18 protein-coding genes and 1 pseudogene are annotated in these 23,395 nt (G+C 61.7%); 4 read left to right on the top strand and 15 right to left on the bottom strand.

Going from position 1 to position 23,395, the window contains the following annotated elements:
• Positions 1 to 83: 83 nt before the first annotated feature.
• From ACTG19_RS00965 to hybO, 11 genes and pseudogenes are all read right to left on the bottom strand, one after another.
• Positions 84 to 725 carry an ATP-binding cassette domain-containing protein gene (locus tag ACTG19_RS00965; protein ID WP_439988592.1) on the bottom strand — a complete coding sequence of 214 codons (642 nt, stop codon included), beginning with the start codon at positions 723 to 725 and terminating at the stop codon, positions 84 to 86.
• Positions 725 to 1,512 (bottom strand): annotated as a pseudogene (locus tag ACTG19_RS00960) (ATP-binding cassette domain-containing protein). The gene ACTG19_RS00965 and the pseudogene ACTG19_RS00960 overlap by 1 nt, the downstream one beginning before the upstream one ends.
• Positions 1,506 to 2,321, bottom strand: a complete 816-nt coding sequence (locus tag ACTG19_RS00955) for an ABC transporter permease (RefSeq protein WP_439988591.1) — start codon at positions 2,319 to 2,321, stop codon at positions 1,506 to 1,508. Before ACTG19_RS00955 ends, ACTG19_RS00960 begins: the two are co-directional and overlap by 7 nt.
• Positions 2,311 to 3,321: an ABC transporter permease gene (locus tag ACTG19_RS00950; protein ID WP_439988590.1), complete on the bottom strand. Its 1,011-nt coding sequence runs from the start codon at positions 3,319 to 3,321 to the stop codon at positions 2,311 to 2,313. The genes ACTG19_RS00955 and ACTG19_RS00950 overlap by 11 nt, the downstream gene beginning before the upstream one ends.
• Positions 3,306 to 4,916 (bottom strand): ABC transporter substrate-binding protein, encoded by a 1,611-nt coding sequence (locus ACTG19_RS00945; RefSeq protein ID WP_439988589.1) that lies wholly within the window; start codon positions 4,914 to 4,916, stop codon positions 3,306 to 3,308. The genes ACTG19_RS00950 and ACTG19_RS00945 overlap by 16 nt, the downstream gene beginning before the upstream one ends.
• A 131-nt stretch (positions 4,917 to 5,047) precedes the next feature.
• A complete protein-coding gene (hybE, locus tag ACTG19_RS00940; protein ID WP_113739440.1) occupies positions 5,048 to 5,563 on the bottom strand; it encodes a hydrogenase-2 assembly chaperone in 516 nt (171 codons plus the stop codon).
• Entirely contained in the window at positions 5,545 to 6,075 is a 531-nt protein-coding gene (locus tag ACTG19_RS00935) for a HyaD/HybD family hydrogenase maturation endopeptidase (RefSeq protein ID WP_113739439.1), read from the bottom strand. The genes hybE and ACTG19_RS00935 overlap by 19 nt, the downstream gene beginning before the upstream one ends.
• A complete protein-coding gene (gene hybC / locus ACTG19_RS00930; RefSeq protein WP_113739438.1) occupies positions 6,075 to 7,778 on the bottom strand; it encodes a hydrogenase 2 large subunit in 1,704 nt (567 codons plus the stop codon). The genes ACTG19_RS00935 and hybC overlap by 1 nt, the downstream gene beginning before the upstream one ends.
• The gene (hybB, locus tag ACTG19_RS00925) at positions 7,775 to 8,962 is read right to left on the bottom strand and encodes a Ni/Fe-hydrogenase cytochrome b subunit (protein WP_005351459.1); all 1,188 of its coding nucleotides are present in this window, start codon (positions 8,960 to 8,962) and stop codon (positions 7,775 to 7,777) included. Before hybB ends, hybC begins: the two co-directional genes overlap by 4 nt.
• Positions 8,955 to 10,001, bottom strand: coding sequence for a hydrogenase 2 operon protein HybA (hybA, locus tag ACTG19_RS00920; protein WP_113739437.1), 1,047 nt, complete (start codon positions 9,999 to 10,001; stop codon positions 8,955 to 8,957). The genes hybB and hybA overlap by 8 nt, the downstream gene beginning before the upstream one ends.
• A 2-nt stretch (positions 10,002 to 10,003) precedes the next feature.
• Positions 10,004 to 11,137, bottom strand: coding sequence for a hydrogenase 2 small subunit (hybO, locus tag ACTG19_RS00915; protein ID WP_439988588.1), 1,134 nt, complete (start codon positions 11,135 to 11,137; stop codon positions 10,004 to 10,006).
• Positions 11,138 to 12,386: 1,249 nt separating this feature from the next.
• Between hybO and ACTG19_RS00910 the strand changes: the two genes are divergently transcribed.
• Positions 12,387 to 13,433, top strand: a complete 1,047-nt coding sequence (locus ACTG19_RS00910; RefSeq protein WP_213389574.1) for a diguanylate cyclase domain-containing protein — start codon at positions 12,387 to 12,389, stop codon at positions 13,431 to 13,433.
• A 44-nt stretch (positions 13,434 to 13,477) separates the two neighbouring features.
• On the opposite strand, the gene ACTG19_RS00905 is transcribed toward ACTG19_RS00910, so the two are convergent.
• Genes ACTG19_RS00905 through ACTG19_RS00890 form a run of 4 tightly spaced genes read right to left on the bottom strand, consistent with a single transcriptional unit; the run spans position 13,478 to position 18,608 of the window.
• Positions 13,478 to 14,614, bottom strand: a complete 1,137-nt coding sequence (locus tag ACTG19_RS00905; RefSeq protein WP_439988587.1) for a glycosyltransferase family 4 protein — start codon at positions 14,612 to 14,614, stop codon at positions 13,478 to 13,480.
• A gap of 12 nt (positions 14,615 to 14,626) precedes the next feature.
• Complete coding sequence (locus ACTG19_RS00900) at positions 14,627 to 15,898, bottom strand: glycosyltransferase family 4 protein (RefSeq protein WP_421332454.1); 1,272 nt, start codon at positions 15,896 to 15,898, stop codon at positions 14,627 to 14,629.
• Positions 15,895 to 17,301, bottom strand: a complete 1,407-nt coding sequence (locus ACTG19_RS00895) for an O-antigen ligase family protein (RefSeq protein ID WP_421332456.1) — start codon at positions 17,299 to 17,301, stop codon at positions 15,895 to 15,897. The genes ACTG19_RS00900 and ACTG19_RS00895 overlap by 4 nt, the downstream gene beginning before the upstream one ends.
• Positions 17,289 to 18,608, bottom strand: coding sequence for a lipopolysaccharide biosynthesis protein (locus ACTG19_RS00890; RefSeq protein WP_439988586.1), 1,320 nt, complete (start codon positions 18,606 to 18,608; stop codon positions 17,289 to 17,291). Before ACTG19_RS00890 ends, ACTG19_RS00895 begins: the two co-directional genes overlap by 13 nt.
• 299 nt (positions 18,609 to 18,907) lie before the next feature.
• On the opposite strand from ACTG19_RS00890, the gene ACTG19_RS00885 reads away from it, so the two are divergent.
• From ACTG19_RS00885 to ACTG19_RS00875, 3 genes are read left to right on the top strand one after another with little or no spacing between them, the layout of a single operon-like run.
• Positions 18,908 to 19,663 carry an acyltransferase gene (locus ACTG19_RS00885; protein ID WP_439988585.1) on the top strand — a complete coding sequence of 252 codons (756 nt, stop codon included), beginning with the start codon at positions 18,908 to 18,910 and terminating at the stop codon, positions 19,661 to 19,663.
• Positions 19,660 to 20,859 carry a glycosyltransferase gene (locus tag ACTG19_RS00880; protein WP_111900038.1) on the top strand — a complete coding sequence of 400 codons (1,200 nt, stop codon included), beginning with the start codon at positions 19,660 to 19,662 and terminating at the stop codon, positions 20,857 to 20,859. Before ACTG19_RS00885 ends, ACTG19_RS00880 begins: the two co-directional genes overlap by 4 nt.
• Complete coding sequence (locus tag ACTG19_RS00875) at positions 20,856 to 23,390, top strand: hypothetical protein (protein ID WP_439988584.1); 2,535 nt, start codon at positions 20,856 to 20,858, stop codon at positions 23,388 to 23,390. Before ACTG19_RS00880 ends, ACTG19_RS00875 begins: the two co-directional genes overlap by 4 nt.
• Positions 23,391 to 23,395: the final 5 nt, after the last annotated feature.

The raw sequence follows: 23,395 nt of genomic DNA, 5'->3' as shown, positions 1-23,395 counted from the left end.
CTGGCCCTCTCCCCAGGGAGAGTCACCGTCTGCTCCCTTCTCCCCTTGCGGGAGAAGGGCTGGGGATGAGGGGGAACTAACCCTCAGGCCGCATTTTCAGCCAATACACCAGTCACGGGCTGCACCTCCCCAAAGCGCAGCACCCGATGGCAGATCTGGCGCAGCAGCGCCTGTTGGTGACTAAAAATCAGGATGCCAAGCCCGCGCTGCTCGCACTCACGCATTAACTCCTGCCAAATATGGCGCTGGATTTGCGGGTCCAGCTGGGCGGTCACCTCGTCGGCAATCAGCAGACGAGTGCGAGGATCAAGGGCGCGCAGCAGCGCGATGCGGGCCAGCTCGCCACCGGAGAGTTGACCGGGTTTACGACCGAGCCATTCAGGCTTGACCATAAAGCGGGCCAGCATGGCCTCATCGGGGCGCCATACATCCCACAGCGCCTGCCCAGTGGTACGATAGGGATTGAAGGTCAGTTCCGGATGCTGGGGCACCAGCTGGATGGGGTTATAGCCTTTGACCTCTTCAGGCACCGGCTGCCCATCCAGCAGGAGCTGCCCGCCAGCCCTAACCGGTTGCCAACCGGCCAATACCCGCCCCAGCGTGGTCTTGCCATAACCGCTCGGGGCAGAGATACCGAGCCGCTCGCCCGCTTTCACCGTCAGCGATAACCCCTGCCAGAGGGGACGTTCCCCCTGGGCGATGGTGAGATTTCGTACTTCCAACATCAGGAAACCTCCGGCACAGAGAAGAGCGCGTTGAACTCCGGCAGCGCCTGCCAGTGGGCTCTGAGCATCTCGCTCCCCAGCCCCTGACGCAGATGGTGGCAGCTCAAGGTATCGCTCACCAGCCCTTGATGCAGCGCCACGATGCGATCGGCGAAGCGGGCCGCCAGCGCCAGATCGTGGGTCACCCAAAGGATACCGCTGCCCTGATTGGCCAATTCACGCAACTGGCCGAGCAGCAGACAAGCCAGCCCCTCGTCGAGCCAGGCGGTGATCTCGTCTGCCAGAATGTAGCGGGCACCGCCAAGGGCCGCGGTGCAGGCCAGAATGCGCTTGGCCATGCCGCCGGAGAGCTGGCGCGGATAGCTATCCAAGGTGGTCGCGGGCAACTGGTAGCGCAGCAGCTGCTCGCCGAGCCGTTCGCGAGAACCGCTCTGACCGCAGAGGCGCGCTGCGCGGCCCAACTGGCGTTCCACCGTCAGCAATGGATTGAGGGCGCTTACTCCCTGTGGCACATAGCAGAGAGTGTGACCGCGCAGACGGGCGCGGCTGGCATCGCACAGAGGTGTGCCATCGAGGGAGATGCTGCCGCGCATCCTCAGGTTGTCCGGTAGCAGGGTCAGGGCGCTTTGCAGCAACAGGCTCTTGCCCTCGCCGCTCCCCCCACCAGCGCCACTATCTCCCCTGGCGCCAGTTGCAGGCTGATATCGGTCAGCAAAGGCTGCCAGCTGCGCCGCCCCAGCCAGGAGTAGTGGGCCGCCTCTATGGTCACCTGATCAAAACTCAGCATGGTTCACTCCTGTGCCACAGCAGCTGTTGCAAGGCGCGGGTAGCCTGATCAAACAGCAACACCAGCAGCAGCAACATCAGCCCCGGGAAGAGGGCCAACCACCAACCGCCACCGGCCAGATAACGCAGGGCATCGGCCAGCAGCAGGCCCAGCGAGGCCTCGTGGGCCGACAGACCAAAGCCGAGAAAGCTCAAGGCCGCGCTGTGCAGCACCGCATGGGGAAACATCAGCAGGGTGCCGATAAACCACTGGGGCAACAGCCCCGGCAACAGGTGAATGCGCCAGCGACGCAGCGCCCCCATCCCCTGACAACGGGCCAGCACCACATAGTCGCTGCAGGCGATCCGCCGCGCTTCTGCGCAGAGAATGAGCGCCAACTTGGGCCAGTGGGTGAGCGCCACCGCCAGGATCACCCCGCGCATGCCGCCCCCCACGGTGAAGCAGATAAGGATCAACAGCAGCATATGGGGCAGCGCCAGCATGGCGTCGATCACCATTCGTACCGCCGCATCACATCTGGGGTGAATGAGCGACACGCTTGCCGCCACCATGGCCAGCAGGCCACTGCAGAGCGCCGTGCTGATGCCGAGCTCCAGACTGGTGAGGGTACCCTGAAAGGCGCGCAACCAGAGATCCCGCCCCATCTGATCGGTGCCGAACCAGTGGGCCAGCGAGGGGGGTTGCTGGCGCGCCAGCAGATCCATCAGCACATCCTGATGAGAGAGGCTCCAGCCGTAAGCAGCCAGCAGCGTCAATCCGAGCAGGGCAAAACCCAGCCGCAGGATGGAGGGTAACGGATTAAACAGCATGCTCACCCTCCCAGCCACGATTGATGCGCGCCAGCAGCAAACTGGCCACCGTATTGCCAATAAAGACCAGCAGAGTGCAAAAGAGCACTATGCCCATCAGCAAGGGAATATCGCCCCGCAGCCCTGCATCCACGGTGGCCTGGCCGAGCCCCGGATAGGAGAAGACCTTCTCGGCCAAGAGCGAGCCGCCAATCAGCTCGCCAAGGGAGGCAAACTGCAGGCAGAGCGCCGGGGTCAGGGCGTGGCGCAGCACATGAAAACGCAGCATGGGCCAGCCGCCATCCCCCTGAGCGCGGGCGTAGCGGATAAAGTCGCTCTCCAGCACCTCGGCCACCCGCCCCCGGGTATGCAGGGCAATATTGCCCAGCCCCAGCAGGGCGAGCGTGGTGACCGGCAGCAGCAGATGACGCAACCGCATGGCCCAATCCGCCTCATCGGCAGCGAGCCCCGGCGTCCAGGCGCAGCAGACCGGCAGTAGCGGCCAGTACACCGCAAACAGGGCGAGCAGCAACAGGCCGACCCAGAAGGTGGGCAGGGAGGCGAGCAGGTAGGCAAAGCGGCAGATAAGTCGATCGGGCCAGCGATTGAGATAGCGACCGGCGCAGAGCCCAAGCAGGATGCCGAACAAGCCGGAGAGCAGCCAGGCGCCCGCCAGCAACAGGAAGGAGGCAGCAAAGCGCTGGCCTATTACCTCACCCACCGGTGCGTTATAGAGCATGGAGTAACCGAGATCCCCCCGCAGCACCTGGGTAAACCAGTGCCAGTAGCGCAGCCAGAGCGGCTGATCCAGCCCCCAGCGAGCGGCAATGCGGGCGTACTGCTCCGGCGGCACATGGAGCAGATCGTTGCCGATATAGGCCTTGATGGGGTCGATGGGGGAGTAACTCAGCAGCACAAAGGTGGCGACCGAGACCAGACATAACAGCCCTGCCAGACGCAGCAGGGCTTTTAGCAACAGATAACCTGAATGACTCAAGGGCGAACTTACCGGCACGTCCACCGCCAATCCTGCAGGTTGTTGAGGAGTGACCAGCTACCGTGGATTTCCGGCGCCCCCTTGCCAAGGTCGATGCAACTGTTGGCGAGATAGGTGTGCTGCACGTTGAGCAGCCAGGCCCAGGCGGCATCTCCCTGCACTCCGGCGCCCGTTTTGCCATCCCACTCCACCTGCTGCCAGAACGGCACGGCCGCCTGCCAGTTCGGGGCATCCAGCGCCTGCTTGAGGTGGCCATCCACCACAGGGTTGCTGTAGTAGCCCGGATTGTAGAACTCCACGCCACCGGAGCCGCTCTGGTAGTGGTGATAGAGCTCCATGGGATCCAGACTCCCCCACCCCATCAGCACCGGGTTGGCGTGCATCTCCCGCTCCACCTGCTCCCAGCTGCCGGACTTGAGGCTCACCTCAAGGCCAATGGGCTTGAGCATGGCGCGCACCGCTTCCGCCAGATCCCGGCGAGTGCTGTCACCGCTGGTGTACCAGAGGGTAAAGGCGGCGCGCAGGTCGCCCTTGTGGCGAATGCCGTCACTGCCCATCTTCCAACCCGCTTCGTCGAGCAGGGCGTTGGCGTGGGCCGCATCGCCATCCTTGAAGGCGGTGGCCTTGTTTAGCCAGGGCAGGCCTTCCACCGCGCTGTAAGCGGGGATGGCGTGCCCCTCCAGCAGCTGGTCGGCCAGCAGCTTGCGGTCGATGGCGTAGTTGATGGCGCGGCGCACCGCCACGTCCGAGGTCACGTCGTTGCCGATGGGATAACCCTTGGCATCCTTGCCACCCGCCGGCGGAATAGGGAAGACGATGCCGCGGTTCTCCACACTCGGCCGCACCCACAGCTTGAGGGAAGCAGGCACGGTGGGCGCCAGCGAGGGGGCGATGCGCACCACATCGAGCTGGCTACTCTGGGCGGCAGCATAGGCGCTCTCTTCATCGATAAAGACAAACACCAGCCGTTTGAAGTCATTGTTGCCACCGGCGTAATAGGGGTTCGCCTCTACCACCAGCTGTTGACCGGGCAGGAAGCTCACCAACCGGTAAGGGCCGGCACCGACCGGCTTTTGGGCATATGCTTTTGCGTCGTAATCCCGCTTCGACACTATCCCCAAAGATCCCAGCACGTTGACGAAGGTGCTCTGGGGAGCACTCAGGGTAATGGCAACTTCGGTAGGCGAGAGCACCTTGGCCGAGACAAAGTTGCCCATGTCGATCTTGCCGCCACCCTTGGCCGCGCTGTTGTAAGTGAAGGCCACATCTTCGGCGGTGAGCGGCGCACCGTTGGAGAATTTCAGTTCAGGCTTGAGGGTAATGAGCCACCCCTTGCCATCCTTGCTCGGGGTCACCGACTGGGTGAGCACATTCTGCCAGCTGAGATCGGCGTTCTGCTTGAGCAGCGGGCTATGCAACAGCAGGTAGCTGCCGTGGCTCCAGCCAAGCAAAGGGTCAAACCCTTCGGTGGGTTCGGCGCCGATGGCGAGCTTGAGCTCGGCAGGCACAGGTTGGGCTGCGGCCAGCGCCGCGTGAGAGGCAGTGCCCAGCAGCAGAGTCAACAGGGCGGCAGCACTGGTGCCACAGTAATGGCGAAGGGAATTGCGAGAAACAGTCATGGGGATCCTTCTTGTTTTGTACCACTCACGGATCATCACTCAAAAAAGAGGTGGAATGCGTGTCTTAACATGGGAGTGAGGGGCCAAAATGGCCCCCTATTCTAAACTTGATTTCGCGTGAAACCTAGCGACTATGCCGGTTGACCGCGCCGGGCACCGAATAGCCGTCTGCGACCCAGATCCACACCGCCAGCCCCTTGCTGCACCGGCAAGGAGAGCAGCATCTTGAGGGTGCTGCTCACCAGTGAGCGCCCCTCCCCGGCACCGAGATGGGGATCGAGCGGCGACATCAGAGAGCAGGCCAGCAGCTGTCCCGTCTCGGGCAATTCACCCACCATAAAGGTCATGTTGCCGCAGGGGAGCTGCAGGGCGAGTCGATCGCTGCTGCTGCGAATCGGCCAAAGCTGATCCGGCCCCGGCAGCACCACCACGCTCAGCATCCAGGGGGTGAGCACGCAGCCGAGCCACTGACCTTCAAACAACGTGCACTCCGCCACAATGGGCATGGAGGCGTGATAGAAGGGCAACGCCTGCATCTCTTCGCGAGCGATCCGCTCGTACTGGGCTACCAGCAGAGGTGCGGGGTCGCGGGCAAAACCGGCAAACTCCTGCACAGCATCAAGCTCGCTTAAATGGGACTGCGCCATAGGCCCTCCCGTGCTTGTTCAGCTTTCTCCTGCTCAGAGAGCGCAATGGCGGGCGCACCAACGGCGGCCAGCAGGGTCAAAATCCGATCCGTCGCCTCCCCCATGGCAGCCGCCACCACAGGGGTGAGGCCGATACGGGGCTCAAGGGATTCGGGCTCGACCCCGATCAGGGTGAGCCGCTTGGGCGACTCCCCCGTCATGTGCAGCGCCGAGAGCACGTCCGCCAGTCCCAGTTGGTGCGGGGAGATCTTGCGGCCAAACAGGGTCGGGATCTCCTCATCCTTCAGAGTCACCACTGTGCCCGGCGGATTACCGCTGCGCACCGCATCCACCAGAATGATGTGATCGCGACTGGCCATCGCGTCGAGCAACTCCATGCCGGCGGTACCGCCGTCGAGCAGCTCGATGCCGGGGGCGAAACGGTATTCGCGCCCCAGCCCCTCAACGATGCGCACGCCGACGGCCTCGTCACTCAAGAGCAGGTTGCCGACGCCCAGGATCAGGGTGTTCATCACAGCACCTTCACCTGAGTCGTTTCGCCATTTTGGGTATCCACCACATGCACCGCACAGGACATGCAGGGGTCGAACGAGTGGACGGTGCGCACCACTTCCAGCGGTTTGGCGGGATCCGCCACCGGGGTGCCTACCAGAGATTGCTCGTAGGGGCCGGGTTCGTCGTTGAAGTTGCGCGGGCCCGAGTTCCAGGTCGATGGCACCACCGCCTGATAGTTCTCGATCTTGCCGCCCTTGATGACGATCCAGTGGGAGAGCATGCCGCGCGGCGCCTCTTCAAAGCCCACCCCGCGAAACTCTTTATCCGCCGGGATCTCCGCCTTGATGTAGGCGGTGGTGTCCCCCTTGCCGATGTTGTCCACCAGCGCCTTCCACTGGTGCGCCAGGGTATCTTTCAGCACGCAGCAGCGCACCGCGCGACCGATGATGCGGCCCATGGTGGAGTGCAGCTGTTCAGTCTTGATGGCAGAGCCGGTGAGCGCCTTGTAGATGCCGTTCAGCTGATCGAAATGCGCCACCGTCTCCGGGTGCTTGGCGGCGAGTTTCACCAGCAAGTCTGCGAGCGGCCCTACCTCCACCACCTTGCCGTAGAAGGTGGGAGACTTGACCCAGGAGTATTTGCCATCATCCTGCCAGCCGGTGTAATTAGGCTCAGTCTTGCCCTCCCAAGGCTTGAGGGGAGCGTCATCCTTGTACCAGGCGTGCTTGTTGCTCTCCGCGATGCCATCCATCAGCCAGCCATCCTGATGGCTCTCGATGGGGCGATAACCCGTCAGATTGCCATTCTCGATATAGCCGCCCGGCATCAGGAAGCTGCCGCCGTTGGCATCGGTGGGCAGTTCCGGCACGCTCAGGTAGTGTTTGGCCCCCTGCCCCAGACTCAGCCACTCGGGATAGTGGGCAGCGATGATGGCGGCATCTACCTTGTAGACCTGCTCGATAAACTCGCCGAGCCGGTCGATAAAGCTCTTCACATAGAGCAGCCGCTCGAGGTTGAGCACGCTTGGTGCATCCAGATTGATGGGGTTGGCCACGCCGCCCACCGCCAGATTCTGGATGTGCGGGCTCTTGCCACCGAGGATGGCGACAATGCGGTTGGCATCGCGCTGGCACTCCAGCGCCTGCAGGTAGTGGGCCACGGCGATGAGGTTTACCTCCGGGCTCAGCTTCATCTCCTTGTGACCCCAGTAACCGTTGGCAAAGATGCCGAGCTGGCCGCTCGCCACCAGCGCGCGGATCTTGTCCTGCACCTTGGTCAGTTCATCGGCACTGTTGAGGGACCAGGTCGATACCCCCTTGAGCATGTCCGCCGCTTTTTGCGGATTGGCCTCAAGGGCCGCGGTGATATCCACCCAGTCCAGCGCGGAGAGCTGGTAGAAGTGGACGATGTGATCGTGGATGTTGTGGGCCGCGATGATGAGGTTGCGGATGAACTGGGCATTGACCGGCACCTTGGCGCCGATGGCGTTCTCCACCGCCCGCACCGAGGCGATGGCGTGAATGGAAGTGCACACCCCGCAGATGCGCTGCACTATCATCCAGGCATCGCGCGGGTCGTTGCCCTTGACAATCTCCTCCATGCCGCGCCACATGGTGCCGGACGACCAGGCTTTGGTCACTTTTCCGCCTTCGATTTCGCAGTCGATACGCAGGTGCCCCTCAATGCGGGTGATGGGGTCTATGGTGATACGTTGGCTCATACGTTGGCTTTCCCTCGGGCCTGATAATCTTGGTGAACACGTTCAAGTGATGGCAGTACCGGCAAGAGCCGGATCAACAGCAAATAGGCACACACCTCGATGGCAACAAAGCCCAGAGAGATCAGCACCTCCTCCGCAGAGGGGAAGTAGTGGTAGCCATTGCCGGGGTTGAAGGCGAGCAGGGAGTAATCCAGTCGCCAGAGGGCGGCGCCCAGCAGCATGCTGAGGGCCCCCAGGAACAACATGCGCGAATCCCGGCGGCTCTTGTCCCAGTGGAACACCAGCAGCGGGAAGATCATCAGCGCAATCTCGCTCCAGAACATGATGGAGAAGCGATTGAACTCGGAGAGATACTCCGACTTGTCGTGGATGACGATCTCGGCAAAGCGCAGCGCCACAAACAGGATCAGGAAGATGTCGATCACCTGAGTCAGTTTGTAGAAGAGCGACTTCTCGTTGGGGCCCCGCCCCGCCAGTCCCGCCTGCACCAGGGATCCTTCAAACACCACGATGGAAAAACCCATGATGAAGGCGGTCAGCAGCGAAAAGACCGGCAGCAGCTCGTAGCTTTGCCAGAGCGGATGGATCTTCTCCCCCGCCACTATCATCAACGAGCCCATCGAGGATTGGTGCATGGTGGGCAACAGAGCCCCCAGCGCCAGCACGAAGAACATGATCTTGTTGAGGCGAATAAGTGACGCCTTCCAGCCGAACTTCTCCAGCAGCACGGGAGCGAACTCCAGCGCCATCACCCCGATATAGATGGTCATGCAGACCGCAGTTTCGAACAGCACCGAGGAGGTGTTGAAGTGACCGGGCAGGTAGAAGTACGGCAGGTTCCAGTAACGCCCCACGTCGATGGTGATGGAGAGGCCGCCCAGCGAGTAGCCAAACAGGCTCGCCAACAGGGCCGGTCGCACCAGCGGGTGATACTCGCCCCGGTTGAACACATAGACAGCCCAGGCCAGTGCCCAGCCGCCGCAGGCGAAACCGGTGCCTATCAGCAGATCGAACGAGATCCAGAGTCCCCAGGGATAACCGCCATTCAGATCGGTGACCGAACCCAGCCCGAAGACGAGGCGTTTTAAAATCAACATGCCGCACAGCACGGCAAAGGGGGCCAGCACCAGCACAGGCCAGCTGACCAGCTTGCCGCCGAGGGGATGTGCCTTGTGGTTACTCATGATCCTTGCCTCCCTTTGTAGTGCCCTGATCCTTGATCTGCACACTCCCCTGATCATGGCCATCATCGTGATGGTGATCGTGACCATTCTTGGTGTTGCGGCGAATGAGCACCGAGAGGCCGGTCAGCACCACCATGGGCAGCACCATCCCCTTGTAGAGGGTGTGCTGGATATGCTCAGAGCGGGCACCGGAGGAGAGCTCCGGCAGATCGGGCATGTCGAGCTTGGTATAGGGCACCCCGGCCAGCACCAGCACCTGGGTGCCGCCCCCCTCCTTCTCGCCATAGACGTAAGGCTGGTAGTTGGGCACTTCGTGCAGGTAGGGGTCGTTGGCAGAGAGGGTCTGGCGCGGATAGGCATATTCGCTGCCCGGAGTCGCCAGCAGACGACGCTTGGCCTCGGCCATCAGCTCCTCGCGGGTGCCGAAGATCACGGCGCCGGTGGGGCACACCTCAACGCAGCCGGGCAACTTGCCCTGATCAATCCGCTCCAGCCCTTTCTGGTTGCAGAGCTCGCACTTGTGGATCGCCCCCAGCGGGTTGTCATAGTCATATTTGGGCACATCGAACGGGCAACCCACCATGCAGTAGCGACAGCCGGTGCAGACGCTCGGGTCGTAGTGAACGATGCCGGTCTTGGGATCTTTTTTAAGAGCCTGCACCGGACAAACAGAGACGCAGTTGGGATCGACACAGTGCATGCACTGCTTCTTGATGTAGGCGTAGCCATCCACCAGCTGATCCTTGTGCTCGCCAGTGCCGCTCTTCCACACCTGAATGATGTTGTTGGTGTAGGGGGTCAGCTTGTCGTTGTTGGACCAGGTTTGCGCCCCGGCTGGATTGGCCGGGTTGCCGTTGAGGCGCTGACACTCCGCTACACAGGCCTGACAGCCAACGCAGAGGGTGGAGTCGTAGAGCATGCCGAGTGACCCGGGAATGGGCGGCTTGTTCTTGGCCGCCGCCAGTGCGGTGCCGGGTACGGCTGTGCCCGCCGCCAGCGCACCGACGGAGGCAAATTTGAGGAAGTTGCGTCTGTTCACGGTTACTCCTCCCGTGATGGGGACTGCCCGGCTTCGTGGCGTTTTTGCTGGCGACCGAGTTCACGCACCGTCATCAGACTCACCCCCACCAGCACCCCGAGGGCGCCACCGATAAGGCCGGTCGCGGTGGGCGAGGTATAGCCCCCCTCCTGAATTTTCACATCGGGTTTATCCACCCGCGGAGTCGGGTTCTCTACCTTGGCAAGCTGGAAGATCCCCTTGCTAAAACCGACCCCCTGCTCGTTGCAGCCATAACAGGGGTGACCGATGCCGACCGGCCAGATGCCGCCGCCCACATCGCAGAACTCCAGGGTCGAGCAGTTGCCGTAGGTCTCCGGCCCCTTGCAGCCAAGATGGTAGAGACACCAACCCTGCCGGTGACCCTCATCACCAAACTCCTTGGCAAAACGCCCTGCGTCGAAGTGCGGACGACGCTCGCAGTTCTCGTGGATCAGCCGCTCATAGGCAAACAGCGGGCGCTTCTTGCTATCCAGCGCCGGCAGCTTGCCGTAGGTGATGTAGTAGGCAACCGTGGTGAGGAAGTTGTGGGGATTGGGCGGGCAGCCCGGGATATTGATGATCGGGGTGCCGATATTGCCGAGGGCCTCTTCGAGACTGACGGCGCCGGTCGGGTTGCCGCCGCTGGCAGGCACACCGCCCCAGGCGGCGCAGGAGCCTATGGCGATGACCGCAGCCGCGTCACTGGCAGCACGGCGAATATGGTCGACGATGGGCTCACCGGCCACCATGCAGTAGACGCCACCATCTTTGAGCGGAATGGAGCCATCCACCACCAGCACATACTTGCCCTTGTAGCGTTCGATGGCATTGTGCTTGTTCTCTTCGGCCTGATGACCGAAGGCCGCCGAGAGCACCTCGTGGTACTCCAGCGAAATGGTGTTGAGGATCAGGTTCTCGATGGTGGGGTGGGTGGCCCGCAGCAGCGATTCGGTACAACCGGTGCACTCCTGCGCCCCAATCCAGATCACCGGCGGCCGTTCGGGGCTGGTGAGCGCAGTGGCCATCTTGGCGACGGCATGCTGACTTAATCCCAGGGTTGCGGCCATCCCGGCACACAATTTCATAAAATCACGGCGATTAATCCCATGAGCCGATAAAAAATTATCCTCGACCATTCTTCTTATTCCCGTAGTGAGCACTTGTTTGATAAATGCTTAATAGCGGAAATGCTAAGGACTCACCCACCCTGCAGTATTGATCTCTATCAATTTCGACCGGCTTACCCCTATTTTCATAGCGAGCCACATCACAAATGAAATTAATTACCCCCAAAGAGATATTTAGCACCTCCGTAAATTTTATGAACTTAATTGGATATTAAATAATTAATCACCGCATGTCCTCTCTTTCACTGTGAACCAAATTAACATGACTGAAATCTTGGCTATACCGCTCATTTAACAATACTGATGCCCACCAATAAATGATCCATTGAATATATCTTTACTCATCTCATTGCATATTTCATGCTGTCATCTACGGGCAACCTCCTGACTTGCCTCCCCACACCAGAACTGCCTCACGGCCAGCTGTCACCGGTAGCAAGCACGGCCTGCACGGCACGATTTACCTGCTGTCGCTTGATATCTGCTTGCATCTTGCCTGCGCTGCAGGGCGATGATTGCTCCTGCTAGCCCACACAGCACAACCCCGCTTGGCCTCCCTGCCGTTTAACACAGCTTAATGAAAAGATGCCGCCGAGGTATGCATATCAGTATGGCCTCCCCCCACTCTTTATTGTCTTGGGTGCTGGTGAGTAAAAATATCGCGCTCACGGATATGTTTACGCATCATCGTGAATCTGCATTCAAATTAATGGTAAGAGAAAAGGCAAGGTGGAAGGCTGCCTGCAACATAGTGATCATATTTAACTCGCGATGCATTCGCTCATCCGGTTACAGATGTTACCGCCCACCTTCACACTATTTACCTTCACGTCACCCTGCGTAATTAACCAGAGCGTAAATATCCATCTCCATCGATATAGATGATAATTGTTCTTGTTCAATGGCAACCCTAAAAAATGAGTTGGGATGACGATGAACATGACAAGCGATAAGGGTGTTAACCATCACCCAAGCAGTGGTGCCAGCCACTACCTTGCCTGATCGAACTCATTGACAGCCCTACTCAGCTCGTGAAATTCAGCCGGCCGCAGTTTCAGAGAGAAACCTCCCCCTGACTGCCTCTGATAACCACGCCATGGAGCCTTGTTTCTGGCTGGCCCTACGGACACTTGCCAAGTGCGAGAATTGAACAAAAAAACGATAAAAATCAAGATAGATAGCCAATTAAAATGACATAATTGACTATAGTTCAATCGAACGTTTTAAAAACGTGACCACTTCATATGGGCCCAGCGCAATGACCACTGAACGGGAACAGTTGATCCGCTCACTGTTTGATGAGTACATCGAGCTGTATTCATCACGGGATGATCGGCTCACCACGCGGTTTAGCGACAATTTCAGCGGTTTTGCCGGCAGCAGTGATGTTCTGGTTACCGATAAAGATGAGTGGATCCGGATAACCCGCCGCGATTTTGCCCAGATCCCGGGCAGGATCCGCCTGGAAATACTCGATGTAACCCTGCAAGATCTGGCCGCTGATGTGGTGGCGGTCACCGCCTTCTTCCATATCCATCTACCGAAATCAGAACCCATCCTCTCCCGCAGAACCGCCAGGTTGGTGCTGATTTTTCGACACGAAGCCATGGCGTGGAAAATTGCTCACAGCAGTATCTCCATCCCTTACAGTGCTGCTCGGGAAAGCGAAATTTACCCGATGACCAGTCTGGAGGAGCGCCAACATGAGCTGGAGCTCATTATCGAGCTCAGAACCAAGGAGCTGGCGGAAGCGAACCGGAAACTGGAAGCGCTCAGCAATACCGACGGGCTCACCAACATCGGCAACCGTCGTCTGTTCGACAACTCATTGAACCAGGCCTGGGAACACTGTATTCAGACAGAGATGCCGATTGCGCTCATCATGCTCGACATCGATCATTTCAAGCAGTTCAACGACCTCTATGGCCACGTTGCCGGTGACGAGTGCCTTCGATTGCTGGCCCATACCCTGGCGCAATCCGGGCGCCGCTCGGGGGAGTTGGTGGCTCGCTACGGCGGAGAGGAATTTGTCATCCTGTTGCCACATGTCGAGCGTCAATCCGCCTATGAAATTGCCCAACATATCCAGCGGCTGATTTTTGCACTCGCGCAGCCACACGCACAAAATGCCACCGGTCTGGTGACAGTTAGCATGGGTGTTGCCTGCCTCAGACCATCGAGTCACTGGCAGCCATCTGAACTGGTAAAACTGGCTGATGCTGCGCTCTACACCGCCAAATCATCCGGCCGTAACTGCATCAGAGTGGCGGAGTCACCCAGCCTCCCGCAACCAGTCTGCCCATAAGTCCCTCATACACCCCCATCCTCCCCGTGGGGAATCACTGCGCGCTAACCATGCACGGCAAGGCTCAACACATCCCATCGCAACATGCCTTCCCACTGATCCAGTGTGCTTTGATAGGTATCCGCCGCGTTGTAATGGGCCATGGCATGCAGGCGGGCATGATGGCCAAGTCGCTTGACCACGTCGGGCATGGCATTGAGGCTGGCCAGCACCCGCGCCAGATCGCCGGGATCGTTTGGCTGATATTTGCGGCAATTCACGTCATCGGTGAGGTGTCGATCCCACCAGGCCCCATCGGCCGGGATCACTACGCATAATCCTGCCGCCATGGCCTCCAGAATGGAGAGGCCAAAGGGCTCCTGATGACTGGTGGAGACAAAAATGCCGCATTGAGATCGGATCTCGTCAAGATTGGCGGGGTTGGCATACCAGTGCGTGTCTGGCAGCTGTGGCTGAGGCTGGCTGCAGGGCTGCAGCGTGCCCTTGGGTTGCAGATAGCACACCATCAGCTCGGGGCGAGCATCAGGGATCATCTGATGGGCGGCCAGCATGGTCTCCAGTCCCTTCCAGCGCAGCAACGAGGCCGCCCACAAAATACGAGGCCCCCCCAGGGTCGCTTTGGGCCAATCAATCTCGCTCAAGCCATTGGTAAATGGCTGCCAGTGTGACGGGAACTCGGTCTCGCCAAGCCGGGCCAGCAATGCCGCCAGGGAGCTGCGCGTCGATTCGAGATAAAATACAAAACTCGCCCGCTGCAGGGCTCTGGCAGAGAGCCCCGACCCCCCCACAGGGCCATGGATCAGCTGAACCACCCGGCACCGCAACCAGCGGGCCGCCCAGTAACAGCAGAGATCCACCCCCGGCCCGGACGCCGCCACCAGGCACTTCACCTGCCCCAGACGCAACACCAGCCAGAGGATCAGCAGGGTCTGCCACCCCTGTTTGAGCAGATAGCCGATGCCGGACTCCCGCCCCTTCAATATGTGGGGCAGCCAAAGGGGATGATGTTGGCAACGGGGCCAGGAGTCAGGATCCTGGGTCAGCACATGGCATGTGAGCCCGGGCATCCGCTTGGCCAACTCATCGAGCAGCACTTCGGTCGCAACCTTGGAGCCACCGCGAAACGGGATGGGATCCACGACGATGATCTTTCCAAACACCGGCTCAGTTTGCATGCTCATCTTGCTGCTCCCTTACTCTGGCACCTTGCGGCGGCCAAACCCCAACTGCACTTTTTGCGCCACTTTTGCCATCCCACTCGCCAGCATATTGCGCCCTCTGGCAAGGAGTCGTTGCCCCGCCCAATGAATGAGTGTGCGATAGGGCGCGGGGGCCGTTAAGTGCCAACGACCAGCCAGCGCGGCGTCCCACACCGCCGTGACCCCGTCAACATAGCGCGCCACCGTGAACAGCTGTGCGGCACGCAGCTGAGCGGCCCGCCCCATTTCACATCGGCGCTGCGGATTGCTCAATTGCCGCCAGTGATCAGCCATCTCGGCCCAATCCCCCGGGGTTGCCAGCAAGCCGGTCACCCCCTCCTCCACCACTTCGGGGATGCCGCCCACCCGATAGGCACTGACCGGGAGCCCCAACATGCCCGCCTCCGCCAACGTCAGACCAAACACCTCCTCACGGGCTCCGGAGACCAGCAGATCCACCCCGCCCCGCAAGATAGCGGCACTGTCCGGCCGCTCGCCGAGAAAGTGGACCCGCTCGGCCACCCCGAGCTCGACAGCCAACGCCATCAATGCTTCCCGCTCCGGGCCGCTGCCAATAATCAGCAACTGGGCCTCCTCCCCCGATGCCATCAGGGCAGCCAGCGAGCGGATCAGCAGATCAATCCCCTTGCGTTTGATCAATGAGCCGACGGTTGCGATGATCATATCCCCCGGTGGCAAGCCCAGCATGCCGACGACCGGCCAGTGAGCACCGCCATTCAGGCGAGCGGCATCGACCCCGTTGGGTACCCGGATCAATCGATCGGCCGCGCAGCCATCCTGGCGCCAACCGGTCAACACCGGCTCGCTCACCCCGATCAGCACGCTTGCCTGATGAACCCGCAGGCTGAACCTGTCTCTGGGCTGATAACGGGCATGGAGGTGGCACACCAGCGGTACCTGCAACGCCCGACAGACACCCACCAGCCACTGACAAGGAGCCGCGCTGTTGGCGTGCACCAGCCCAATCTGCCGCTCGGTGATGAGCTCTCTGGCTTGCCGGGAGAGGCGCCGATGGGCAGCAAGATCAAAGCGGGGCGCCTGCCATCCCAGCAGCAGGCTGAACGGCTCGACCATGGTTTCGACCCCGAGGGTGGCCGCCTCTGCCGCCAGCGTCGGGCTATTGCACCAGAGCAACGGCGTAAACCGGCTGCGATCGAGGTGGGCCAGCAGATCCAGCAGGCAGCGTTCGCTGCCGCGGATCCAGTCCTCTCCGTAGTGAACCAACAAAACAGGGGTTGCGTTCATCCTCTTGCTCCCTTTGGTGGCACTGCCGGCAACCGGGTTGCCTCCTGATGCTCCTCAGCGGTGGCCTTCACCTCTGTGGCCGCCTGCTGCACGTACTTGATGGCGGCGACGGCCAGCGCCAACTCCAGATAGATGGGCCAGGTAAAGCCCTGGGTCAGGAAGGATCCCGAAATCACAAACCCCACCATGCTGGCCATCACCCCCTGCATTGCCGTGATCACTGCAGGAGGCATGCCAGCGAGCTGGCAACGCCAGCAACTGCGCAGGGTCACCGTCACCATGCCGATAAACAGCGCCAACCCGACAAAGCCGGTTTCAGCCAACACCCCGAACCAGGTGGAGTGCACCGCATGATTCAGTCCATCCCAATGGGGGCTGTAGAAGAAATAGTTGTAATAGAAATTGGACAAGCCCACCCCCACCAGCGGATGGCCCAGCGCCATCCCCCAGGCTGCTTGCCAGGCGTAGATCCGCCCCATGGCCGAGGCATCGACCCCGCTCTCGGCGGCGCCGCCAGATGCCCGGTCGCTGATCCCGGCAGCGGCAAACAGCACCACCAGCGCGACCATCCCCAGCGAGATCAACAGGGTTTTCGACTTCACCCGCTGCCAGGCAAACAGGCCACCAACGGCGCAGATACCCAGCAAACCACCCCGGCTCTGGGTGGCGATAATGGCAGCCGCAGTCAGCGCAAAGCCGAGCCCACCCAGTAAACGCCCCCCCACCCCATTACCCTGATTGAGCAGCAAGCTCAGCGAAAAACCGGCAGGAAAGAGCAGCACCAGCGCCAGATCGTTGGGATCACCCAGCACAGAGCCCAGCTCGCGCCCTATGGTCACCCGGGTCCCCTCCACCAGCCCGATCCCGCTCGCCTTGTTGTAGAGGGCCACCATTGCCACCAGACAACCCGCCACCACAAAGGTGCGCACCGCCAGCGCAAAATCCCCCGGGGTGCGTACCAGCCAGGCTGTTGCCAGGGTCATCAGATAGATCTTGCTGTAGCTGCCGGTCCAGGTGGCGATCGCCTCGCCCCGGTTGCTGGCAAACAGCACACCGATGGAGACCATCACAAAGAAGGCCGTCAGCCAGCTCAGGGCAGGACTCCAGTAGGGCTTGATCCGGCCGGTCAGCAAAATGTGCCAGACCAGTGCGCCGATGGCGGCCAGCGAGAAGAGCAGCGGGATCTTGAGGGGATAGAGCTGGGGGAACACCTCATGCAGCCGAAAGAAGGAGAAGGTGACAAACCCCAGCACCATCAAGAAGGGCCAGCGCAAGGCAAACCAGATGGCGGGAATGGCAAGGCCGAGCACCGGCAGCAGCAAGGGATGGGGCAGCCGCCACCAGAGTAGAGCCAGCACCAGACAGATGACGCTTGCCCAGATGGCTGGCGCTAGACGAGCCATGATCCTGCCCACCATTGGCCGAGCCAGACCATCGCCAGCGCCCCGAGGGAACTGGCCCAGAGGGTCGAGAGGCGATACGGCAGCGGCAGCAACCGCTGGCTCACCAGATAAAAGGCCAGCGCCCGTACCAGATAGACCAGCAGCAGAGTCCAGATCACCCCGGCAACCCCGAAGGGGGGGATGGCAAGCAGAAAGCCTGCGACCCCAAGGGCGCTGCAGCTCAGATTGATCACCATCTGGGCATTGCTCTTCTCGCCGCTAAAGCAGCCGACATTGAGCAAGTCCGAAACATTGCGCACCGCCATACCCAGCACCAGCAGCGGAATATAGGCAATCGCCCCGTGATAGCTCTCCGGGGTCAGCCAGCGAATGAGCAAGGGGGCAGTGAGCCCGACAATCCCCGCGGTAACAAACCCCAGTACCGACCCCATCACGCTGTAGTGAGCATTGAGTCGCAGTCCATCCGGCTCGCGCAGCAGCATGAAACGGCGGGGATACCACCAGAGAGCAAAGGGTTGCAGCAGAAGTCCCACCGCCAGCGCCAGCTTGCCCGCCACCGCGTAGTAGGCGAGCAGCGCCTCACCCACCACATCGGCCAGCAGCCAGCGATCCAGTCCGCTCAGGGCAAAGCCTGCCAGCCCGCTCACCACCAGGGGCAATCCATAGCGCAGCAGCGGCCGATAGTGCTGCCAGTCAAAGCGGATCCCGCTATCTCGCCATTGCCAGAGGCTCAGCAGCAGCGCCAGTGCAACGCAGGTCAGGGTGCCGGAAGCCAGCACCCCGCTCACGCCCCAGCCGAGCCAAAGCCACCAGCCGGTCAGCACCGACTGGATCACCGCCTTGCCTGCGGTCGCCACGAAAAAGAGCCGGGCCTGATTGCGCATCCGCAGCCATGCCAGTGGCACGCCGATCACCCCTTCAAACGGCAGGGCGCAAAGCACCCAGCGCACATCCGCAAGACGGGTTTCCACCGGCAGCCAGGCTTGTACCACAGGTGCCAGCAGCCAGAGCAGCACCAGACTGGCCAGGGCGATCAGCCAGACCAGCCCAAACATGCGGGCCACCACCTGCTGGCGCTCCTGCTCATCTTTCGCCAATCCGGCAAAACGGTAGAGGGCATCCACCAACCCGAAGCCGAGAATGAGGGAGCCCAGATTGATGAGGGTGAGCAGCACCTCCAGCTGGCCGTATTCACGAGGCAGCAGCTGATGAGTCAACACCGGCAGCATCAGCAGGGAGATCCCCTTCATCAGGAGCAAGCCGCCGGCGTAATAGAGCATGGCAATCTGGTTCACACCAAGTTTCATAGGGCCTCCCAGCCTCCCGAAGCATCCCGCTTCGGGTCAGCTACCGCTAATGCAAAGCCCACGCCACTCACTCCCGCCCAGAGACGATAGCTCCTCTGCGCGGCTTAACCGGCCTGAACAGGCCCAGAATGAGACTGGCATTTGCGTTTTGCACAACGCTGGCTGCAAATTGCACCGACCGGCGCAATCTGCCCCACCTCTTAGCCCCATTTGGCTCGATCCCACCGGGGTCGTCCTGTTGGCCCGATCCCTGCTTTCTGCTTAGCGAGCAACGGACTGCACCAGAGGGAGAGGTCGCCATGAATACCATCAACCTGCACCGGATGAAAAGCTGGGCCAAACAGGGGGAAACGCCACTGGCTCGCCGGGTATGGCGTCTGGCCAAAAGTGCCCGCCACTGGTCATGCCCGGTGATCCCTCCCCTGCATCGGCTGCTTTATCGGCTCTATCTGCTGGGCAGCAACGCGCTGGCAACCCTGACCCGCACCCTTTGGTGGACCCCCTTGCTTCAATCTCGCCTGGCGGCCCCCGCCCCGCGCCTCTATCTCTATGGCGGCATCCCCTATATCAGCGGTCCGGTCACCATCGAAATTGGTGCCGACTGCCGCCTCAGCGCCGCCATGACCATCAGCGGCCGGGCATCGAGCCAGACACCAAGGCTGGTCATTGGCCGCAATGTCGGGATTGGCTGGCAGACCACCCTGGCGGTGGGCAGCAAGATAGTGCTGGGGGATAACGTCAGAATTGCAGGCCGTGCCTTTCTGGCGGGCTACCCGGGGCACCCGATCAACGCCCGCGATCGCGCTCTTGGCAAACCGGATCGCGATGAACAGGTGGGGGCCATCGTGCTTGAGCAGGATGTCTGGCTCGGCACCGGGGTGATGGTGATGGCCGGTGTCACCATAGGCACCGGTACCATTGTCGCCGCAGGCAGCGTCGTCACTCGGGATCTGCCTGCAGGTGTGCTGGCAGCGGGGGTACCGGCCACCGTACTGCGCCCCTTGCAGCCACAAGATCACAGCGACCTCGCACACGCTTCGGAGACCTTTGCATGAAACCACACTCATTGCCGCAACTGGTGGTATTGGGAGAGGATTGGGGCCAGCACCCCTCCAGCACCCAGCACCTGATCAAGCGTCTGTTGCCCGATTATCAGGTGCTCTGGGTCAACTCCATCGGCATGCGTTGCCCCCGCTTTACCCTTCATGATCTCACCCGCATCGTCCGCAAACTGGGGGCCGTGCTGCGCGGCGCGCGCCATGCTGGCGGCCAGTCGGTTGCGCCATCAGAGGTCAGCAGCCCCCGGGTTCTGCCGCCGCTCGCCTTACCGCTGCCGGGCAGTCGGCTGGCGGGCAAGATCAATGGCCACTGGCTGGCGGCGCAGATCCGGCGCCAGTTGCCCGAGCTGGATCGCCCCTTGCTCTGGATCTCCCTGCCCAGCGCCGTCGATCTGATTGGCAAGCTCGAAGAGCGGGCGGTCATCTACTACTGCGGCGATGACTTCTCGGCGCTGGCAGGGGTGGATCATCAGGCCATCGCTCACTGCGAGGCCCGACTGGTGGAAAAAGCGGATCTCATTCTGGCCGCCAGCCCCGCGCTGGCCAGCCGCTTTCCCCCCCATAAAACCCGGCTGCTCAGCCACGGCGTGGATCTCGAGCTGTTTATGCCCCCCAGAGAGCGTCCGGCGGATCTCCCCTCCGGCCGCCCCATTGCCGGATTTTACGGCAGCCTGAGCGACTGGATTGATATTCCCCTGCTGGCAGAGACGGCTGCCGCCCTGCCCCACTGGGATCTGGTGCTGATTGGCCCGGTCCAGACCGATATCTCCCCCCTCAAGGGGCTCCCCAATATCCATCTGCTGGGGCCCCGTCCCCACCACACGCTGGCGGCCTATGCCCAGCACTGGCAGGTGAGCCTGCTGCCCTTTGTCGACAACGCCCAGATCCGTGCCTGCAATCCGTTGAAATTGCGCGAATATCTGGCCGCAGGGCGCCCCATCGTCAGCACCGATTTTCCGGCTCTCGATGGCTATCGGGATCAGATCCAGCTGCCCCACGATGGGGAGAGCCTGGCCCAGGCCATCAACCGGGCCGCCTTTGATCAACCCAATCCGGGCTGGTTTCAGGAGAGTGGCTGGGAGGGGCTGACTCGCAGCGAAGGGCGCCATACTCGCCAGCAGCAGGTGGCCCTGCAAAGCTGGGATCACAAGGCTGCCGAGCTGAACAACTGGTTGAAGGGGCTGGCCGGATGAGCAGGGGGCTCTGGCTGGTTATCCTGCTCTGCGCCAATGCAGCAATGGCCACCACCCGGCTGGAAGGGCTGACCCCGCTGCCCCTGACGGGTAACCAGACACCCCAGCGGCTCGATCTGAGCCCCCACAGTTGGCCGGTGGGCAGCGATGATGAACTGGTGATCGAGGGCCATAACCCCAGCGCCCGCCCGCAAACCCTGATCCTGCGTATCGACGATAACGCCTCGGTCAACTACCGTAGCCGGGTCAATCTGGAGCGAATTGTCGCTCCCGGCCCCTTCACCCAGCGCTTGGCCTTGAGTGAGTGGCGCACCAGCCAACCCAGAGCGCTGGCGTTGGACAAACTCACCAAGCTCTATCTCTTTATGGCCGATAACGCCCCCTCGCTGACCATTCACCGCTGGTACTGGGAGCCCGGTCTGACTCTGCCTGCGGGCACCATTGCGCTGGATCTGGGGGCGGCGGCTGCGCCCCGCTTTACCGGCTTTGAGCCCCTGAGCCCGGGGGATCCCCGGCTGATTGGCCATCCCACCCCCATCTTGCGTCCCTCCGGCGATGCCCTGGTTCGCGATGGGCTGCGCAATCTCGACGGAGTGCGACTGGACCTAGCCAAAGGGCGCTACCAGCTCACCCTCTGGCTGGATGACCCCGGTGAATGGGAGTACCTCCCCCACCCCTTCGAGCGCAGCGTGCTGGTCAATGGCGAACCCATCTGGGCCGAGCAGTGGCAACCGCAGGAGTGGCTAACGCAGCGCTATCTGGCGGGACAATCTCGCGAGGCACTGCCAAATCCGGATCCCTGGCAGCTGTTCGGGGCACGACAGGGCGGCCCCGTTCATGCCACCCTGAACCACCCCGGCGGCCCGCTCACTATCACATTGGTGGGCCACTCACCGGATGCCAAATACCTGGCAGGGCTACTGCTTGCCCCCTATCCGGCCCCCACCAGCAAAGAGGCTCTCCCGAATAGTGGAAAAGATCGCACCGTATTGGCTGACGCTACCGCAAGCGTGTTGACCAAGCAGCGCCAGCTGTTTTTGGAAAAGTGGACTCTGGCCCCCTATTCCCCAGCCCCAGCTTCACAGCAACTGAGCCTCACGCCGATTACGGATGCCGCCCCAACCCTGCAGATCGCCCCGCTATCTGCGGCCGATGCGTTGCAGCAGGCTTCACAACCGGTGCTGGCCGCCCGTGGCAGCCAGCTGTTGCTGGAGTTTGCCATCCACGCCGCCACCGACGATCCGGCCCCCTTGCTGGTGATCCAGCCCCCCGAGCAGGCAGGATCCCCGCTGGCGCTGACCCCCTATTACGGCAAGTGGCATCTGGTTCGCCCGCAGGCGAGTGGCACCCTGCTGGCCCCCTCGGATCAGGAGCTGGTCGAGGGGGTCGCCGGGCTCACCCTGCTGGCAGGCGTACCTCGGCGTCTGGTGCTGCAGATCACCGTCCCCCGCGATGCGCCGGCGGGTCACTATCTGGGCAATATTCAGCTGCTCAGCCAACAGCAACTGGTGCAGCTGCCACTGACTATCGAGGTGCTGCCGCTGACCCTGCCCGCGGCCAGCAAGCCGGTCGGCATCTATGTCGAAGCGCCCCCCTATCTGAACTGGCTGAACCCCAATCCCAAGGCGTTAAAAGAGCAGATCGCCGCGGCCAGTCGCTGCGACCTGCAGCGGCTCGCCAAACTCGGGATCAGCGGCCTCTCGCCCGCCCTGCCACAGGATGAAGCGGGGATGCGGGAGATCATGGGAGAGGCGGTGGGGCTCGGTTTTGTTCCCCCCCTGCTGGCCTATACCCCGCTCAAACGCTGGGGGAACGACCCTGCCAGCCAGCTTGATCAGTGGCAGACGCGGCAACAGGGGCTGACCGCCAGCGGCTTGCCCCCGCTGGCATGGAGCCTGTTTGATGAGCCGGATCTCGCCACCCTGCCCGCCATCACCAGCCTGGCGCGGGAGATGAAACGGCGGGATCCGGCGGTGATCCGCGCAGGCCACTTCAATCATCCGGGTCAAGTTGGTCTGCTGGCAGAGGTGGAGATTGCCCTGATCAACGCAGGTTTTGGCGCCGACAAGGCCGATGTGGCCCGGGTGCGCCAACACAAGGTCACCACCTGGTTTTACAATCTGGGCACCCCGAGAGCCGCCGGGTTCTATCTGTGGCAAAGCGGCGCCGAGGGCTATTTGCAGTGGCATGGCCGCATGCCCACCGCCCTGCCCTATGACCCCACCGATGGGCGGGAGAGCGACTTTATGCTGCTCGGCCCGCAAGCCTGCGAGGCGCACCGCCTCTCTCACGATCTGTTGCTGTTGCAGCAAGCCATCGAAGATCTGCGCTGGCTCGCCTGGCTGGAGCAGGAGGCCCGCTATCAGGTGGAAGCCGCCCTGCTGCTGGAGCGTCTGCGGGATCAGCTGCCGACCCGCTGGCAGGTGGCAGAGCAACAGCCCTCTGCCGCCTGGATCCAGTGGCGCCGCGAGATTGAACAACTGGCCAAGGGATTGAAAACATTGCAAACTGGTGCCAACTCATCCTCCTGAAGTGA

Source organism: Aeromonas sp. 3P (assembly GCF_051919745.1).
Taxonomy (GTDB): Bacteria; Pseudomonadota; Gammaproteobacteria; order Enterobacterales; family Aeromonadaceae; genus Aeromonas; species Aeromonas veronii.
The sequence above is the reverse complement of the archived record's forward strand: the minus strand, read 5'-3'. Positions and strand labels throughout refer to the sequence as shown.

Coding starts and splice junctions, on each gene's coding strand:
- ACTG19_RS00965 (WP_439988592.1), bottom strand. CDS start 725: ATGTTGGAAGTACGAAATCTCACCATCGCCCAGGGGGAACGTCCCCTC.
- ACTG19_RS00955 (WP_439988591.1), bottom strand. CDS start 2,321: ATGCTGTTTAATCCGTTACCCTCCATCCTGCGGCTGGGTTTTGCCCTG.
- ACTG19_RS00945 (WP_439988589.1), bottom strand. CDS start 4,916: ATGACTGTTTCTCGCAATTCCCTTCGCCATTACTGTGGCACCAGTGCT.
- hybE (WP_113739440.1), bottom strand. CDS start 5,563: ATGGCGCAGTCCCATTTAAGCGAGCTTGATGCTGTGCAGGAGTTTGCC.
- ACTG19_RS00935 (WP_113739439.1), bottom strand. CDS start 6,075: ATGAACACCCTGATCCTGGGCGTCGGCAACCTGCTCTTGAGTGACGAG.
- hybC (WP_113739438.1), bottom strand. CDS start 7,778: ATGAGCCAACGTATCACCATAGACCCCATCACCCGCATTGAGGGGCAC.
- hybB (WP_005351459.1), bottom strand. CDS start 8,962: ATGAGTAACCACAAGGCACATCCCCTCGGCGGCAAGCTGGTCAGCTGG.
- hybO (WP_439988588.1), bottom strand. CDS start 11,137: ATGGTCGAGGATAATTTTTTATCGGCTCATGGGATTAATCGCCGTGAT.
- ACTG19_RS00910 (WP_213389574.1), top strand. CDS start 12,387: ATGACCACTGAACGGGAACAGTTGATCCGCTCACTGTTTGATGAGTAC.
- ACTG19_RS00905 (WP_439988587.1), bottom strand. CDS start 14,614: ATGAGCATGCAAACTGAGCCGGTGTTTGGAAAGATCATCGTCGTGGAT.
- ACTG19_RS00900 (WP_421332454.1), bottom strand. CDS start 15,898: ATGAACGCAACCCCTGTTTTGTTGGTTCACTACGGAGAGGACTGGATC.
- ACTG19_RS00895 (WP_421332456.1), bottom strand. CDS start 17,301: ATGGCTCGTCTAGCGCCAGCCATCTGGGCAAGCGTCATCTGTCTGGTG.
- ACTG19_RS00890 (WP_439988586.1), bottom strand. CDS start 18,608: ATGAAACTTGGTGTGAACCAGATTGCCATGCTCTATTACGCCGGCGGC.
- ACTG19_RS00885 (WP_439988585.1), top strand. CDS start 18,908: ATGAATACCATCAACCTGCACCGGATGAAAAGCTGGGCCAAACAGGGG.
- ACTG19_RS00880 (WP_111900038.1), top strand. CDS start 19,660: ATGAAACCACACTCATTGCCGCAACTGGTGGTATTGGGAGAGGATTGG.
- ACTG19_RS00875 (WP_439988584.1), top strand. CDS start 20,856: ATGAGCAGGGGGCTCTGGCTGGTTATCCTGCTCTGCGCCAATGCAGCA.